This is a genomic window from Kouleothrix sp. 19917, assembly GCF_057073505.1.
The window spans coordinates 6,594,190-6,608,504 of the sequence record NZ_CP097099.1 but is presented as its reverse complement, the minus strand read 5'-3'; the positions used below and the strand labels follow the sequence as shown (position 1 = coordinate 6,608,504).

Here is a 14,315-nt window from a genome sequence, read left to right as displayed (position 1 = left end):
GAAATCAGCCTGCGTTATTCAACACTCATCATTCAACACTCAGCACTCGGCTAGCGCAACTGATATTCCGGCGTGATCACCAGCAGCTGCACGGTCGCCTCAAGCCGCTCGGTAATCAGCGCGGCAGTGTTTGGCTCGCCGTTCATTGGCTTGGGCGGCTGGTTCGGGTCGCCGCCCTGCGCGGTTTGTGCCAGGAAGTTGATCAGCGCGCTGCGCCTGGCGGCGGGCAGGCTGTAGCCGCACAGGCGACCGATCCAGTAATCGACGATCGCGGTGCAGCTGCCGCCCGGCACGGCTGCGTCGGTCTGCGCGCGAATGTTCACTGCCACGTTGCCGCCCCACGGCTGGCGCAGCGTGTAGGGCAGGTTCCAGCGCCGCAGCATGCCGTTGGTATTCGCCCAGTAGTCGGTCGTGTCGGGGTGGCCGGTGGGCGTGGGCCACTCGAACAGGCGCTGGCCGGCCGCGCCAAAGCTCCACAGCAGCGACGACCAGTAGTCGCCCGCGTTTGGGTCGGCCAGCAGCTCATCCACCGGCAGCTCCGCGCCAATCCCGCGCAGGTACGAGACAATCAGCTCAAACGGGCGCTTGAGCTTCTGGCCCCAGGTGCTGCGAAACTCATCGGAAAGCACGATGGTGCGCAGCACCCGCTTGATCTGGTCGGGCGCGCTGATATTCGCCATCCATGTCGCCGTCGCCGCCTCAACCAGCTCAGTCGAAGGCGTGTCGCTCACCAGGCGGCGGCACAGCTTGGCGCACAGGTGGCGGGCCGTGCCGGGGTGGCTGCACAGCAGGTCGAACAGATGCCGTGCGTCGGCCATGCCCTGGTTGTAGGGGAACTGCACGCCCAGCACGATTTTCAGCGCGTTGTCGTGCCAGTCGTTGTAGAACAGAAACGTGCCGTCGTTGGGCGTGGGGTGTTCCCACTGGCCGTTGTTCAGCGTCCAGCCGCTCAGGCAGCGCGCCGCCTCGTACACATCGCGGTCGATGTAGCCGCGCACGTAGGTCTTGCCGTTGTAGGTGATCGTCCCAACGCTGCCGCGATCGTCGTAGAACTTCAGGTAGTTGTCCGAGCCAAGCGTGTGCAGTTCGAACAGCTCGCGGGCATAGTTTTCGTTGCCGCCCTCGCCGCCGCCCGCCTTGTTGCTGACGTTGTCGAGGTAGTACATCATCCCCACGCTCTTGGCGATTTCTTCCAGAAACGTGCGGAAGTTGCCCATGCTGTGCGTGCGAATGATGCGGTCGTAGAGCGGAAAAGTCGCGGCGATGGCCGAGTCGGAGTTGACGTTGACATTGAAATGATTGTGCCAGAAGTCGGCCAGCACTTCGGCCAGCTGGCGCTTGCTATGCACGGCGCGCAGCCAGGTCGCCACGCGCACTTCCTCGAACGGGCGCATGCGCTCGGCCCAGGCCTGGTAGGGCGCAGCGCCGCGCGCGCGTGGCCACAGCGCCGCAATGCCCTGCCCAAGTGTGCCGAGCGGCACGGCTTCGTTGCGCGCCGGGTAGCTTTTGGTCGGGTCGGCGTCGGTGTGCGCGTCGTACTGGATCTTCAGGCGCGCATTGGCGATTTTCGCGTCGCACAGGCTGTCGTCGATGGCGGCGGGGTTGAGCTGCTGCTCAAGGTAGGCCTGCAGGCGGGCGGCGTCGGTGCTGCCCAGCGCATTGAAGGCGGCCACATCGCCGGCGCGCGGGCCAAAACCCATGCGGTTGAGCGCGATCACGGCGGCGGGCGGCAGCGTTGCGCTTGCCGGGGTGGCGGCAAGAAGTGGCGGGGCAGCCAGTGCGCCCGCCGTTGCACCGCCAAACGTGGCGACAGCGCCAGCCGCACCCAGGGCCGTGGTCGTGGCAAGAAAATGTCGTCGTGTTAGGGCCATCCTCCCTGCTCCTCCCTCGGTTAAAACAACGTCAAAAGCAGTCTAGGGGGAGGTCGCAAGGGTGGCAATAGAACCAGAGTACTAGGGCGCGGCCCGGCTAACGATGACCGGTCGTGGGATTTTTTCATTGCGTGAGCGCATTGGGGCGCAGAAAAACGCCATCCGCGATGCAGCTGGCGTTCACGCTTTATTCATTTGCGCGGCAAATTTCGGCCCGCGCGCAGGTAACAATCTTGTGAGAATCGGCGCGGTGCCTAGCGCTCGGGGCCGGCGGAAACGCGCAAGAGCAGGCCGATGATCAGGAAGTTCATGAGGATGGACGAGCCGCCATACGACACAAACGGCAGTGTAATGCCGGTGAGCGGGATGAGGCGCAGGTTGCCGCCGACGATAATAAACGTCTGCATCGCCAGAATGGTCGTCAGGCCCACGGCCATGAGCTGCTCAAAGCCACGGAAGCGGCTCGGCACCTGCATCGCAATGTGGAAGCCACGAAAAATCAGCAGCAGGTAGGCCACCAGCAGCGCCAGCGTGCCGGCCAGGCCCATTTCTTCACCAATAGCAGTGAAAATGAAGTCGGTGTGGGCGGCTGGCACCACTGTGGGGAAGCCGCGCCCCAGCCCGCTGCCAAACACGCCGCCCGAGGCCAGCGCATAGATCGCCTGCACGATCTGGTAGCCAGTGCCCTGCGCCGTCGCCCACGGATCGAGCCAGATGTTCACGCGCGTTTTGACAATCGAAACGACATTGAACAGGACATACGAGCCGACGCCAAAGGCGCTCAGACCGGCCAGCACATACCAGCCATTGCTTGTCGCCACATACAGCATCGCCAGAAACACGCTGAACAGCAGGAGCGCCGCGCCCAGGTCGCGCTGGAAAATGATCAAACCCATGGCCATGCCCCACATGCCCACCAAAGGCATCAGGTAGGGCAGCGGCGGCAGCGTCAGCGGGCCAAACTGGTAGCCCTGCGACACCACTTCGCGGTGTTCGTTCAGGTAGGAAGCCAGGAATATCACCAGAATGATTTTCAGCAGCTCGGAAGGCTGGAAGCTAAACAAGCCCAGGTTGAACCAGGCGCGCACACCGCTGCCGTTCGGGTCGCTGCCGAACACAAAGGTCGCTATAATCAGGCCCACGCCAATCGTCAGCCAGGCATAGCGGTGATGGTCGAGCCAGTCCATCAGCGAGGTGCGGAAATACTGGCGAAACAGCTGATCCCACGGCACAAACAGAATGATGCTCAGCACCACCACGCCAATCGTTACCCACAGCGACTGCTTGGCGTCCACGCCCGTGTAGGCAACCGAGTCCACCGCCGCCAGGCTGGGCTCAAGCCGCGCGGTGATCATCAGGCCCATGCCCGCCAGCAGCGCCACCAGCGGCAGCAGCAGTTGGTCGGCCTTGGGCGTGCGCAGGCTCATGCCCACGGAGATGCCCAGGAACAAGAGGAAGGGCAGCACCGAGGGCCACAGAATGTCGACCACGCCGCGCACGGTGGGAATGAACTCTTGCGTGCGCGTGACGCTCACCACCAGCATGTAGCCGGCCGCAAAGAACAGCAGCACCGTCACCAGCAGCTGCAGCTCGATGCCGCGTAAGTTGCGAGGGTAGCGTAGCATAGGCAGTAGGCAGTTCGCAGCCGGCAGTTCGCAGAAAAGAGCCTGCAAACTGCCCACTGCTTACTGAGCTAGACATTGAACAGAAAGTGGCAGACATCGCCGTCTTTGACGATGTAGGTTTTGCCTTCCATGCGCACGGTGCCCTGTTTCTTGGCCTCAGGCATGCCGCCGGCGCGAATCAGGTCGTCGTAGGCGACAATTTCGGCGCGAATAAAGCCGCGCTGGATGTCGGAATGGATCGCGCCGGCGGCCTCCACGGCGGGCGTGTTGCGCCGGATCGTCCAGGCGCGCACCTCGTCGGGGCCGGCCGTCAGGAAGCTCATCAGGCCCAGCAGCGTGTACGACGAAGCAATCACGCGGTCGCGCGCGGCGGCGGTGATGCCCAGGTCTTCCATAAACGCCTGCGCGTCGTCGTCGTCGAGCTGGGCCAGCTCGGCTTCGATCTTGCCGGCCAGCGCGACCATGTCGCTGTTCTTGTGTTCATAGGGGAAGGTCGGCGGGTTCTTGATCTGGCTTTCGCCAATGTTCACCACCAGCAGCATGGGCTTGGCGGTAAGGAACTGGTAGCCGCGCAGCACCTGCGCTTCCTCGGCGCTCAGCTCGACATCGCGCACTGGCAGGCCCGACTCCAGCGCTTCCTGCAATTTCACCAGCAGGTCGCGCTCGGCAATGCGCAGCTCGCGGTCCTTGGTCGACATCTTGGCAATCTCGCCGTTCAGCTTCGCCAGCCGCCGCTCGATGATTGCCATGTCGGAAAAAGCCAGCTCCAGGTCGAGCGTCTCGATATCGCGGGCCAGGTTCACCGAGCCCTCGGGGTGCGCCACATCGTCGTCCTCGAAGGCGCGCGCCACATGCAGCAGCGCGTCGGCCCCGCCAATGAAGTTCAGCATTGCCGGTGGCAGGCCGCCGCTCTGGCGCGCGCCGCCGCTGATGCCGCCCACATCGACATACTGCACATCGGCGGGCGTATTCTTCTTGGGCTTGAACATCTGCGCCAGCACCGTCAGGCGCTCGTCGGGCACCTTCACGGTGGCGACATTTGGCTCAAGCTGGCCCGAGGCATAGGCCGTGGTTTCGGCGGTGCCGCGTGTCAGCGCATTAAAGACAGTCGTTTTGCCACTATTAGGCAGGCCAATAATTGCTATTTTCATCCCGATCCCCAAACAGGCACAATGCCTGTACTATGCATCAGGCCGCAGTATACCCGGCGGCGTGCATTCGCGCAACTATGCGAAACCGCACAGTTGAGTCGTTCTTTCTAGCAGAATACATGGCGCGTGTCGTGCTAAAGAAGCACCACAACCGCCCGCAACGCTTTGGCAAACAATTCTCAGGTTCTGCTCACAACTATGTAATATGATCTTAACCCTGGCGGCCCTTACGTTTGGAGCACCGTTCAGCTATAATGGTAGTAGTACTGACACACAACGAGTTTAACGAAGTTTTATCTTTAGTCGTCATGGGTGCGTAACTTCTTGCCGAGTCGTGGCATTAGTATAGGTAAGCAACCTATATTACACGGCGACACTGCAGCCAGCCACGCACACTGACGCCGAGAGTAATAATGGTTAGTGAACTGGAGCTGGAGCTACCAAAGATCATTGCGCAAGCACAACGCGGCGACGCGGGGGCATTTGGCGACCTGTACGCACGGTACGCCAGCCTGATTCTCCGCTACCTGTACGTGCGAGTGCGCGATCAAGAAGGGGCTCAGGATCTTACACAAGAAGTTTTTGTCCGGGTGATCAAGGGCATTGGCGGGTTCGAGTACCGGGGCGAAAAATCGTTTCTCGGCTGGCTCTATACTATCGCCAATAATGTTCTGATCGGGCAGGCCCGCCGCAAGCGCGCCATCTCGACGCCTCTGGACGAAAATATCGAGCTTGTCGATCCACGCGGCCAAGACGATGTCCTATCGATCTACGACCGCGTATCGTTACAACAGGCCATCAGTCAGTTGACGCAGGATCAGCAGCAGGTATTAACGCTGAAGTTCTTTGCGGATATGACCAACGGCGAAATTGCAACCGCAATCGGCCGCACCGAAGGGGCGGTGAAAGCATTGCAACACCGGGCCCTGCTGTCGCTCCAGCAAATTATGGTGAAGGAACAGGAAAGCCTGGCTGCCATTGATGCCGGGACTGACCAATGGGGTGGCTGGGACGAACCGCTCCGTTCGCGAGCGGTGGGAGCAGACGATCTTACGAATTCCGATCGTCGCTAGCTTAGGAACTTCTGCATATGCAGATTACGGAACGCAGCCAATCCGAGGGCCTGCCTGAAATTCTCGATCAGGCTCTTGTGCAGCTCCAGGGCGGGGCCAGCATTGAGGAATGCCTCAGCGCCTACCCCCAGCATGCTGCTGCACTTGAACCACTGCTGCGCGCCAGCGATCTGCTCTACGCTCAGGCGTCCGCTCCGCTGCCTGCGGAGATGGACGATTGGCTTGCGACTGGCGCCCTCGATTTTGCCGCCATTGCCGCCCAGATGGCCCCAAAATATGCGAAGCCGCAGACAACTTCCCAGCGCGTTCGAGCAGCCGCGCAGGCTCAGCATCAATTCGACGACGTTCTTGATCTTACACTCGCCCGCGCCCGCCAGGGCGAGCCGTTCGCGGCTGCGCTTGCCGAGCACCCGGCCCACGCCGCTGCGCTTGAGCCGCTGCTGCGGTTAGGCGCGCGCATCCAGGCCGAGGCCAGCACACCGCTGCCAGCCGAAATGCAGGCATGGCTGCCCACTGGCCGCCACGAGTTTATGGCAATCGCCGAGCAGATGGCCCCGCGCTACGCCCGCCAGCGCCGCCGCGCCGCCATCCGCAAGCTCACCGCCCAGCGCGCCGCTGCCGCCGTGGTGGTGGTTGCCATCACCATGGGCGCAGTCGACTCGGTGTCGGCGCAAAGCCTGCCCGGCGACACGCTGTATTCCTGGAAGCGCACCAAGGAAGACATTTCGCTCGCGCTGGTGGCCGACCCGGGCCAGCGCAGCCAGATGCTGCTGGAGTATGCCAACCGGCGTCTCGATGAGTTCAACACGCTGGTGCAAAAGCAGCCCGAAGACGTGAACTCGTCGCTGATCAGCGAAACGCTGAATAGCCTGCTGAGCAGCGCCCAGCAAGCGCTTACCAGCAACCCACAAACCACCGCCACCGATGTTCGGCCCGAGCTGCGCACCCTGCTGGACAAAACCAAGCTGGCGGTGCAGCAGGCGGCTCCGCTGCTGCCTGAAAGCCAGCCCGAGCTGAGCCAGGTGGCAGTGCGCGCTGATCAACTTGTCAGCGAGATCCCAACTGCGCCACCAACAATGGCCGAGCAGCCAACCGACTCGCCCGTACCCAGCACAGCAACCAGCACTGGCGGTTCGTCGGGCGGGAGCGGCAACAAGCCCCAGCCGAGCAGCGCGCCAACCGCTGGCAGCCCGGCCCTGAACGCGACGGCCACGCCTGTGCCAACCAGCCCGGCGGCCGCAACCGCGCAGCCCAGCCCGATTCGTGCAACCAGCGTGCCGATTGGCGCAACCAGCGCGCCGATTGCCAGCGCAACGCCCGACCCGGCTACCGCGCTGCCGCCGACCCTGCCGCCAAGCCCGGTGCCAACCGACACGCCGCCCAATAGCACCGCCGTGCCGTCGGTTGAACCAACGGTCGAGCCATCGGTCGAGCCAATTCCAACAGCCACGGCTGTGCCCGTCACCGAGGTGCCGAGCGAGCCGCCGCCACCAACGGTGCCGCCAACGTCGCGGGCCACGCGCACACCGCCGACGATTACGCCAACCGACACGCCCACCGACGTGCCAACCGACACGCCCACCGACGTGCCAACCGACACGCCCACCGACGTGCCAACCGACACGCCCACCGACGTGCCAACCGACACGCCCACCGACGTGCCAACCGACACGCCCACCGACGTGCCGACCGAAACACCGACTGATACGCCAACGCCGCTGCCAACCCCAGCGGCGACAGCGCCATCTACGGCGGATGGCACAAGCACGCCAACCAACCCGCCGGCCGGCCCGCAGATTGATACAAGCACACCTGCTGCGAACCCGGCCCCCACCGACACCGCAACGCCGGGAGCAAACTAGGGCAACAGGCGCGCAGGCCAAACCAATCACATACTTCAGCCATAAACGCCGTACACAGCGAGGCCGGATTTAGAAAATCTAAATCCGGCCTCGCTGTGTACGACAAAACAGGTTCGAACTACTCGTAAATCCAGCGATCCGCGCTGCGCTCCATTTCAACCAGCTCGCTCGGGTTGAAGAACAGCGCAACCTCATTCTCGCCATTCTCCGGCGAGTCCGAAGCGTGGATCAGGTTGCGCCCGATCTCAACCGCGTAGTCGCCGCGGATCGTGCCGGGGGCCGCCTGCGAAGGGTTAGTTGCGCCAACGGTGTTGCGCACAGTTGCAATCACGTTCTTGCCCGTCACAACCGCAACGACCACCGGGCCAGAGGTGATGTACTCAACCAGGCCGGCGAAGAAGGGCTTGCCCTCGTGCACGCCATAGTGGCGGCGTGCCAGCGCGTCGTCGATGCGCATCAGCTTCAGACCGACCAGCTTCAGGCCGCGCTGCTCCAGCCGCGTCAGGATCGGGCCGATCAGGCCGCGCTGTACGGCGTCGGGCTTGAGAATAATCAGTGAACGTTCCATATCGCTTCAGGTTCTCCTTTCGAACCACTCATGGCGCTTTCGCGGCAGCAATGCCTTGGCGAAAAGCGTATTGACACTACGCAGACCAAATATATACTACCACAGAAGCTCCGCCCGACAGTTGTGGCGCAGCTTCCTCCCAGCAAGCCCCGCAGCGCATGCAGAAGCCCGGCATCACGCAATGTGCGCGCCACCGGGCTGCTACAAAACGTGTCGTATGCGCCTGCTAGATCGGCACAGCTTCGCCAATGCGCTTGGCGGCGCGGCGCATTTCCATCTTCACCAAGCCCAGGTTGATGGTGCGCTGGGTGATCACCACCAGAATAAGCTCGCGCGCTTCCAGCATCAGGATCGAGCCCTGCTCTGCGTCAATGATTGTATCCATCAGCATGCCCACGCCAATACGCTTGGTTGCCTTGTCGATCTCGCCAAACACAGCGGCCGACATTGCGCCCAGAATTTCGGCATCTTCTTCATCCATCAGCGTGCTGGCAACCACCAGGCCATCTTTCCCTACCAGCAAACTGCCTATGACACCCTCGACCCGAATCAGGTCTTCGACGATCCGCCTCATGACTTTAGCCTTTCCTTTGGTAGGGTATTAGCTAGCGTGTGCCACGTGGCCCGCCAAGTGTCCAGCTATACGCATCAACAGCTTCGCGCAGGCGGCCCTGCTTGGTATAGGCATCGCCAAGCGCGCGATGCAGGCCCGTCAGGAGCGCACTATCATCGTTATAGGCAATCATATCCTGCAGCTCACCGACAATCTGGTCGAGCATGCTGCTGTTCTTGATCAGGTAGCGATACTGCTTCAGGGCCAGCTCTGCCATGCCAAGCTGCCCGATCACCCGCGCAACCGAGATGCGCAGCACATCATTGCCTGGGTCGGCGTCGAGCTGGCGCAGGAAGGCATCCAGCACGTCGTTGCCGGTTGGCACGCCGCTCGCTGGCGCCGAAGATGGCGCGGCGGGAGCTTGAGCAACTGGCGCGGGCTGCGCTACCGGCTCAGGCGCGGCGGGCGCTACTGGCTCGGGCGCAGGTGGCGTGGCAGGCGCTTCTTGCACCGGTTCTGCGGGAGCTTCGGCCGCGGCATCGCCCAGCCCAAACGAGCTGATTTCATCGTCGGAAAGCCCCAAATCGGCCAGCGAGAATGGCGTCATATCCGGCTCGTCGCTCGCTGGTGCTTCGGCGGGCTCGGGTTCGGGAGCGGCCGGCTGCGCGCCACTCGGCCCAAGCGAGCTGATTTCGTCGTCGGAAAGCCCAAGCTCCGAGAGCGAGAACGGCGCCAGGTTGGGCTCGTCGCTGGCAGGCGTTTCTTCGGCCACAGGCTCAGGGGCAGCCGGCTGCGCGCCGCCCAGGCCCAGCGCGGCTATTTCCTCGTCGGAAAGGCCCAGGTCGGCCAGCGAGAATGGCGTCATATCCGGCTCGTCGCTGGCAGGCGGCTCGGGCTGCGGCGCAGCACCGCCCACCGGAACATCGAAATCGTCCGAAACAAGGTCGAGATCGCGCGGGTAGGTTGCGCGCGGCTCGGCTGGCGCATTCATTTCTGGCTGCGCATAGTCTTCTTCCTCATACTCAGCGTCCATATCGATAATTTCATCGCCATCGCGGATCTCGATCTGCGCCTCGTGCAGCCGCATCCCAATTTCTTCAATGCGCTCGGCCTCGGCTTCAGGATCTTCCACATTGGCAATGATGTCAGCAATATCGATATAGCCCTGCTGGCGGCCCAGCGCGATCAGCCGATCCAGCACCAGGTCGCCGCTCGTCACCATCATCGGCGCGTCGGCGCTGGGCGGGGCAGGGGCGGCCGGCTCAGGTTCGTTGCGCTCAGGCTCCGACCAGTTCAGGTCGCCGCCATCGAGGCCCGCCATATCTTCTTCGGTCAGCCCAAGCGTGACTTCGCCCGGGTCGTCTTCGTTCTCGCCAATGCCCAGCGCGCTGATCTCTTCTTCAGAAAGACCCAGATCGGCAAGTGAGAATGGCGTCAGATCGCTGACGATCATGCTGTCGTCGGCGCTCTGGGGTGGCGTTTCATCAATATCGGTGAACGAAAGCGGCTCGACCGCAAAGTCATCGGCGGCAGGCTCCGGCTCGCTGGTCGGCAATTCGATGGCTGGTGCTTCGGTGGCAGGGCTGCTCGTGCCTTCCAGCGCGGCGATCTCTTCGGGTGACAAGCCCAAATCCGCCAGTGAGAACGGCTGCACCTGCCCGCTGGTCAGCGCTTCGCCCAGGTCTTCGATCTCGGGCGCGGGCGCAGGCGCCTCGGCGGCAGGGCTGCTCGTGCCTTCCAGCGCGGCGATCTCTTCGGGCGACAAGCCCAAATCAGCCAGTGAGAACGGCTGCACCTGCCCGCTGGTCAGCGCTTCACCCAGATCTTCGATCTCGGTCGCGGGCGCCTCAGCAATGGGTGCTTCCGGTGCAGGCGCTTCGGCAGCAGAACTGGTGGTGCCCTCCAGCGCGGCGATCTCTTCGGGCGACAAGCCCAAATCGGCCAGCGAGAATGGCTGCACCTGCCCGCTGGTCAGCGCTTCGCCCAGGTCTTCGATCTCGGTCGCGGGCGCCTCGGCAATGGGTGCTTCCGGTGCAGGCGTTTCGGCGGCAGGGCTGCTCGTGCCTTCCAGCGCGGCGATCTCTTCGGGCGACAAGCCCAAATCGGCCAGCGAGAATGGCTGCACCTGCCCGCTGGTCAGCGCTTCACCCAGGTCTTCGATCTCGGATGCGGGCGCTTCGGCAATGGGTGCTTCCGGTGCGGGCGTTTCGGCGGCAGGGCTGCTCGTGCCTTCCAGCGCGGCGATCTCTTCGGGCGACAAGCCCAGATCGGCCAGCGAGAATGGCTGCACCTGCCCGGCGCTCAGCGCATCCTGCAGGTTCTCGATTTCGGGCGCAGGCTCAGGTGTTGGTGCCGCTGCTGGCGTTCCGGCAAGTTCATCATCATCGCGCAGCGAAACATCGTCCAGCGAGAACAGGCCCAAGTGCTCGTCGGGCTCGAGCGAGACATCCGGGACAGGCAGCGGCGCGGGCGGTTCGTTAGTGTCGTATTTCTGCTTCAGCTTCGAGAAGATCGACTGGTCGGCGTTGGGCTGCTCATTCGAAAGCGATTTGATAAAGCCCGGCTCCGATTTCTGCGACGCTTCCTGCCAGCTGTAGCCGCGTGTCTCGCTGGCCGTGTCGTCGTCGAAATCACCACCTGCCGCATCTTGCGCATCGGGTTCGCTGAACAGCGAACTGCGCGGTGCTGGCGGGGCTGGATCGTCCAGCGAAAACGGCTGCAGGGAAGGTGGCAGACCGCCAACACCCTGATCGTCCGCAGCATTGTCGAGATCGATTTCGTCCATTGAGAAGGGCTGCAGATCGGCGGGCAGGTCGTCGGTGCTGGCAGCAGGCGCGCTTGGCGCGGCTTCCCTGGGCGGCGACTGCAGGCTTTCCAGGCCGGCAATTTCTTCGTCGGAAAGGCCCAACTCCGAAAGCGAGAATGGCGTCAGACCCATGTCGTCGTCGGCAGGCGCCGGCTCAGCAGGTGCTGGCGCAGGCGTTGTGCCGCCGAGCTCGCCCAGGCCAGCAATCTCATCGTCCGACAGGCCCAGGTCTGCAAACGAGAATGGCGTCATATCGGGTTCGCTGGCAGAAGGTGTGGGTTCGGGCGTGGCCGGTGGCGCGGGGGCTTCCGCCCCTGTGCCGCCCAGGTCGTTCAGCCCGCTAATCTCATCGTCCGACAGGCCCAGATCCGCCAGTGAGAACGGCGTCATATCCGCATCGTCGGCAGAAGGCGCGGGCGTGGCTGGCGCGGCTGGCGCTTCCGCCCCTGTGCCGCCCAGGTCGTTCAGCCCGCTAACCTCGTCATCCGACAAGCCCAGATCCGCCAGTGAGAACGGCGTCATATCGGCATCGTCGGCAGGCGCGGGCGTGGCCGGCGCAGCAGGCGCTTCGGCCCCTGTGCCGCCCAAGTCGTTCAGCCCGCTAATTTCATCGTCCGACAGGCCCAGATCCGCCAGCGAGAAGGGCGACATATCTGCATCGTCGGCAGAAGTCGCGGGTTCTGCCGCAGGCGTTTCGGCGGGCGCTGCCGGCGAGTCGAAGGCCAGCAAACTCGCCAGGAAATCGTCCATTTCGGGGCTGGGGTTGGCCGACGGTGCGCTTTCGGGCAGCGCGCCCGACGAAGAAGCGGTAAGCTGATCGAGCCACGACGAGGACAGGCCTGCCGATTCGGTTGCTGTGCCGGCTGGCGTCACCGCTTCCATCGGGCGGGTGGCGGCAATGGTTTCCTGTTGCTCGGCGGCGCGGCGGCTGCGCCAGGCGGCTTCGTCCCACTCCTCAATTGTGGGTTCCTCGCTGGCTTCTTCCGGCAGCGGGTCGAACAGCACGCTGGCAACGCCCTGGTATGGGTCCATGCGCCTGGCGGCATCCCAGTAGCGCTCGCCCTCGGGCTGACCCGACGACTTGAGCAGGTAGCCAAGCAGCAGGTTCGCCTTGAGCGACTCGGGCCGCTCGGCAACGATCTCGCGGCACAGGTCGATCGCCTCGTCGTCCTGGCCATCGCGCCAGAGCGTTTCGGCCAGCGCAACCTTGGCATCGAATCGCTGGGGGCTGTCGGCAATCACCTGGCGAAATTCCGAGATCGCCTGTGGCAACATATGGCCTTTGGCATACAAACGCGCCAGGCCGGCGCGGCTCAGGCGCAGTTGGGCATTTTCACTGCCCCAGCCATCAGCATACAGCCGCAGCAGCTGGCTGCGAATTTCGGTCATGTCGGGCTTGATTTCCAGTGCCTGCTCGAACTCGGCAATAGCGCGCTCAAGCTGCCCCTGGCGCTCGGACGTAATGCCAAGCCCAACGTGGGCCGGGATATTTTCAGGGTCAGAGCGCAGCACGCGCTCAAACGACTCCTGTGCGCGATCGAGCTGCCGATTCGCAAGGTACGCCTCGCCAAGAATGCGATACGCTTCGAGATTATCGGGCTGCTGATCGAGAATATGCTGCGCCAGACCAATCGCGCGGTCGGTGTCGTTGCTTTCGAGCGACTGCCGAGCTTGATCGTAGGCCGCTTGCAGGCTCATGCTTGCCATGTCGATCCTCCCGCTGGTGAGTCAGCGTGATGACTAGAAGTGTAATCTTTTACGAATGGAAGGGTGCTAGTACGTTCCGAAGGCAAAATAGCGCTCTATAATGTATAAAGCTGAACAGTATTATATCCCAAGCCACAAGGCATTGCAAGAGGGAGGCGCATTGAGTGGGCGCAACGGGGCGCGTGGCAGCGATTGTAGCACGGAAAAAATGGCGGCGCAACCCATCACGCGGCTGTGGCAGGCGCCAAGCTGCACCCAATGCCCTGCGCGTGCAAATAAACAATAATCGCAGCGCAGCCAGGACGAAACGCCTGTGGCAATGAGCATACTTCGCATCAGGATGCGGGGGGGTATCCCTTGGGCAAGAAGTTAGGCAAGTTTCATGAGCCTGGGAATTGCGTAATTATTGAAAATTCAGTGTAAACTATTATGCTATTGCAATCTTCCGAGCAAAAGCTGATCAATTTTAAGCAGCAGGCGCTTAAACAAAATAGGTTTGATTTCAAAATCATCGCAGCCCGCCTCAAGCGCGCGCGTCCGATCTTCGGCAAAGGCGAATGCCGACAGCGCGATGATCGGGATGTGTGCAGTGGCAGGATCGGCCTTCAGGATGCGTGCTGCTTCCCAACCGCTCATCCCAGGTAAGCCAAGATCCATAAGGATCAAGTTTGGCGTTTCCTCGCGCACCGCGCTCAGCGCGCCTTCGCCGCTGGCCGCAATTGCAACGGTGTAGCCCTCCCAGGCGAGTCGGCGTGCAAGCATATCGCGGTTCATGATCTCGTCTTCAACCACAAGAATTGTTGGCATTGTCGCGCTCCAGAACAATGTCGTTTCTCAGCGAAAATAGCGGTGCAGCAGCAACCAGGCGCTGCAAGTGGTGGCCCAGGCGCACTGCCTGCCAAAGAATGGCAAGCGGTGTTATGCGCAGAAACAAGGCGCACGGATTGTGAACAAGCGTTTCTACCAGGATATGACGATGATTTGCACAGAAAGTCACATTGACGAGCGACAATGTATGAGTCAGACGCAATGCCGGTTCCAGCAGCGGAACGATTGCCCAAGCGGCAAAACGGGTGCGGCACAGCACCGTTTGTGCTGC

Annotated in this window: 10 protein-coding genes; 2 read left to right on the top strand and 8 right to left on the bottom strand. The window is 62.6% G+C overall.

Annotation, left to right across the window (positions count from 1 at the left end; all coding sequences use genetic code 11):
* Nucleotides 1–50 precede the first annotated feature (50 nt).
* From M1P90_RS26775 to ychF, 3 genes are all read right to left on the bottom strand, one after another.
* Nucleotides 51–1,871, bottom strand: a complete 1,821-nt coding sequence (locus M1P90_RS26775; protein WP_483698673.1) for a DUF1800 domain-containing protein — start codon at nucleotides 1,869–1,871, stop codon at nucleotides 51–53.
* 254 nt (nucleotides 1,872–2,125) lie between these two features.
* Nucleotides 2,126–3,496, bottom strand: a complete 1,371-nt coding sequence (locus M1P90_RS26770; protein ID WP_483698672.1) for an FtsW/RodA/SpoVE family cell cycle protein — start codon at nucleotides 3,494–3,496, stop codon at nucleotides 2,126–2,128.
* Between the two features lie 68 nt (nucleotides 3,497–3,564).
* The gene (ychF, locus tag M1P90_RS26765) at nucleotides 3,565–4,647 is read right to left on the bottom strand and encodes a redox-regulated ATPase YchF (RefSeq protein ID WP_483698671.1); all 1,083 of its coding nucleotides are present in this window, start codon (nucleotides 4,645–4,647) and stop codon (nucleotides 3,565–3,567) included.
* A 413-nt stretch (nucleotides 4,648–5,060) separates the two neighbouring features.
* Here ychF and M1P90_RS26760 point away from each other — a divergent pair, with 413 nt between their 5' ends.
* Together M1P90_RS26760 and M1P90_RS26755 are read left to right on the top strand one after the other, a co-directional pair.
* The gene (locus M1P90_RS26760) at nucleotides 5,061–5,720 is read left to right on the top strand and encodes an RNA polymerase sigma factor (protein WP_483698670.1); all 660 of its coding nucleotides are present in this window, start codon (nucleotides 5,061–5,063) and stop codon (nucleotides 5,718–5,720) included.
* Between the two features lie 17 nt (nucleotides 5,721–5,737).
* Nucleotides 5,738–7,582, top strand: coding sequence for a DUF5667 domain-containing protein (locus M1P90_RS26755; RefSeq protein WP_483698669.1), 1,845 nt, complete (start codon nucleotides 5,738–5,740; stop codon nucleotides 7,580–7,582).
* 118 nt (nucleotides 7,583–7,700) lie between these two features.
* Here the strand turns inward: M1P90_RS26755 and ndk are convergent, their stop codons facing one another.
* The 5 genes from ndk to M1P90_RS26730 all read right to left on the bottom strand — a co-directional run bounded on the left by ndk (nucleotide 7,701) and on the right by M1P90_RS26730 (nucleotide 14,303).
* Complete coding sequence (gene ndk, locus M1P90_RS26750; protein WP_483698668.1) at nucleotides 7,701–8,150, bottom strand: nucleoside-diphosphate kinase; 450 nt, start codon at nucleotides 8,148–8,150, stop codon at nucleotides 7,701–7,703.
* A gap of 226 nt (nucleotides 8,151–8,376) precedes the next feature.
* Nucleotides 8,377–8,724 (bottom strand): roadblock/LC7 domain-containing protein, encoded by a 348-nt coding sequence (locus M1P90_RS26745; RefSeq protein WP_483698667.1) that lies wholly within the window; start codon nucleotides 8,722–8,724, stop codon nucleotides 8,377–8,379.
* Between the two features lie 31 nt (nucleotides 8,725–8,755).
* Nucleotides 8,756–13,216, bottom strand: coding sequence for a tetratricopeptide repeat protein (locus tag M1P90_RS26740; RefSeq protein WP_483698666.1), 4,461 nt, complete (start codon nucleotides 13,214–13,216; stop codon nucleotides 8,756–8,758).
* A 432-nt stretch (nucleotides 13,217–13,648) separates the two neighbouring features.
* Nucleotides 13,649–14,023 carry a response regulator gene (locus M1P90_RS26735; protein WP_483698665.1) on the bottom strand — a complete coding sequence of 125 codons (375 nt, stop codon included), beginning with the start codon at nucleotides 14,021–14,023 and terminating at the stop codon, nucleotides 13,649–13,651.
* Nucleotides 14,001–14,303: a hypothetical protein gene (locus tag M1P90_RS26730; RefSeq protein WP_483698664.1), complete on the bottom strand. Its 303-nt coding sequence runs from the start codon at nucleotides 14,301–14,303 to the stop codon at nucleotides 14,001–14,003. Before M1P90_RS26730 ends, M1P90_RS26735 begins: the two co-directional genes overlap by 23 nt.
* Between the last annotated feature and the right edge of the window lie 12 nt (nucleotides 14,304–14,315).

What these genes read in the sequence shown, in the direction of transcription:
- M1P90_RS26775 (WP_483698673.1), bottom strand. Translation starts at nt 1,871, where the DNA reads ATGGCCCTAACACGACGACATTTTCTTGCCACGACCACGGCCCTGGGT.
- M1P90_RS26770 (WP_483698672.1), bottom strand. Translation starts at nt 3,496, where the DNA reads ATGCTACGCTACCCTCGCAACTTACGCGGCATCGAGCTGCAGCTGCTG.
- ychF (WP_483698671.1), bottom strand. Translation starts at nt 4,647, where the DNA reads ATGAAAATAGCAATTATTGGCCTGCCTAATAGTGGCAAAACGACTGTC.
- M1P90_RS26760 (WP_483698670.1), top strand. Translation starts at nt 5,061, where the DNA reads ATGGTTAGTGAACTGGAGCTGGAGCTACCAAAGATCATTGCGCAAGCA.
- M1P90_RS26755 (WP_483698669.1), top strand. Translation starts at nt 5,738, where the DNA reads ATGCAGATTACGGAACGCAGCCAATCCGAGGGCCTGCCTGAAATTCTC.
- ndk (WP_483698668.1), bottom strand. Translation starts at nt 8,150, where the DNA reads ATGGAACGTTCACTGATTATTCTCAAGCCCGACGCCGTACAGCGCGGC.
- M1P90_RS26745 (WP_483698667.1), bottom strand. Translation starts at nt 8,724, where the DNA reads ATGAGGCGGATCGTCGAAGACCTGATTCGGGTCGAGGGTGTCATAGGC.
- M1P90_RS26740 (WP_483698666.1), bottom strand. Translation starts at nt 13,216, where the DNA reads ATGGCAAGCATGAGCCTGCAAGCGGCCTACGATCAAGCTCGGCAGTCG.
- M1P90_RS26735 (WP_483698665.1), bottom strand. Translation starts at nt 14,023, where the DNA reads ATGCCAACAATTCTTGTGGTTGAAGACGAGATCATGAACCGCGATATG.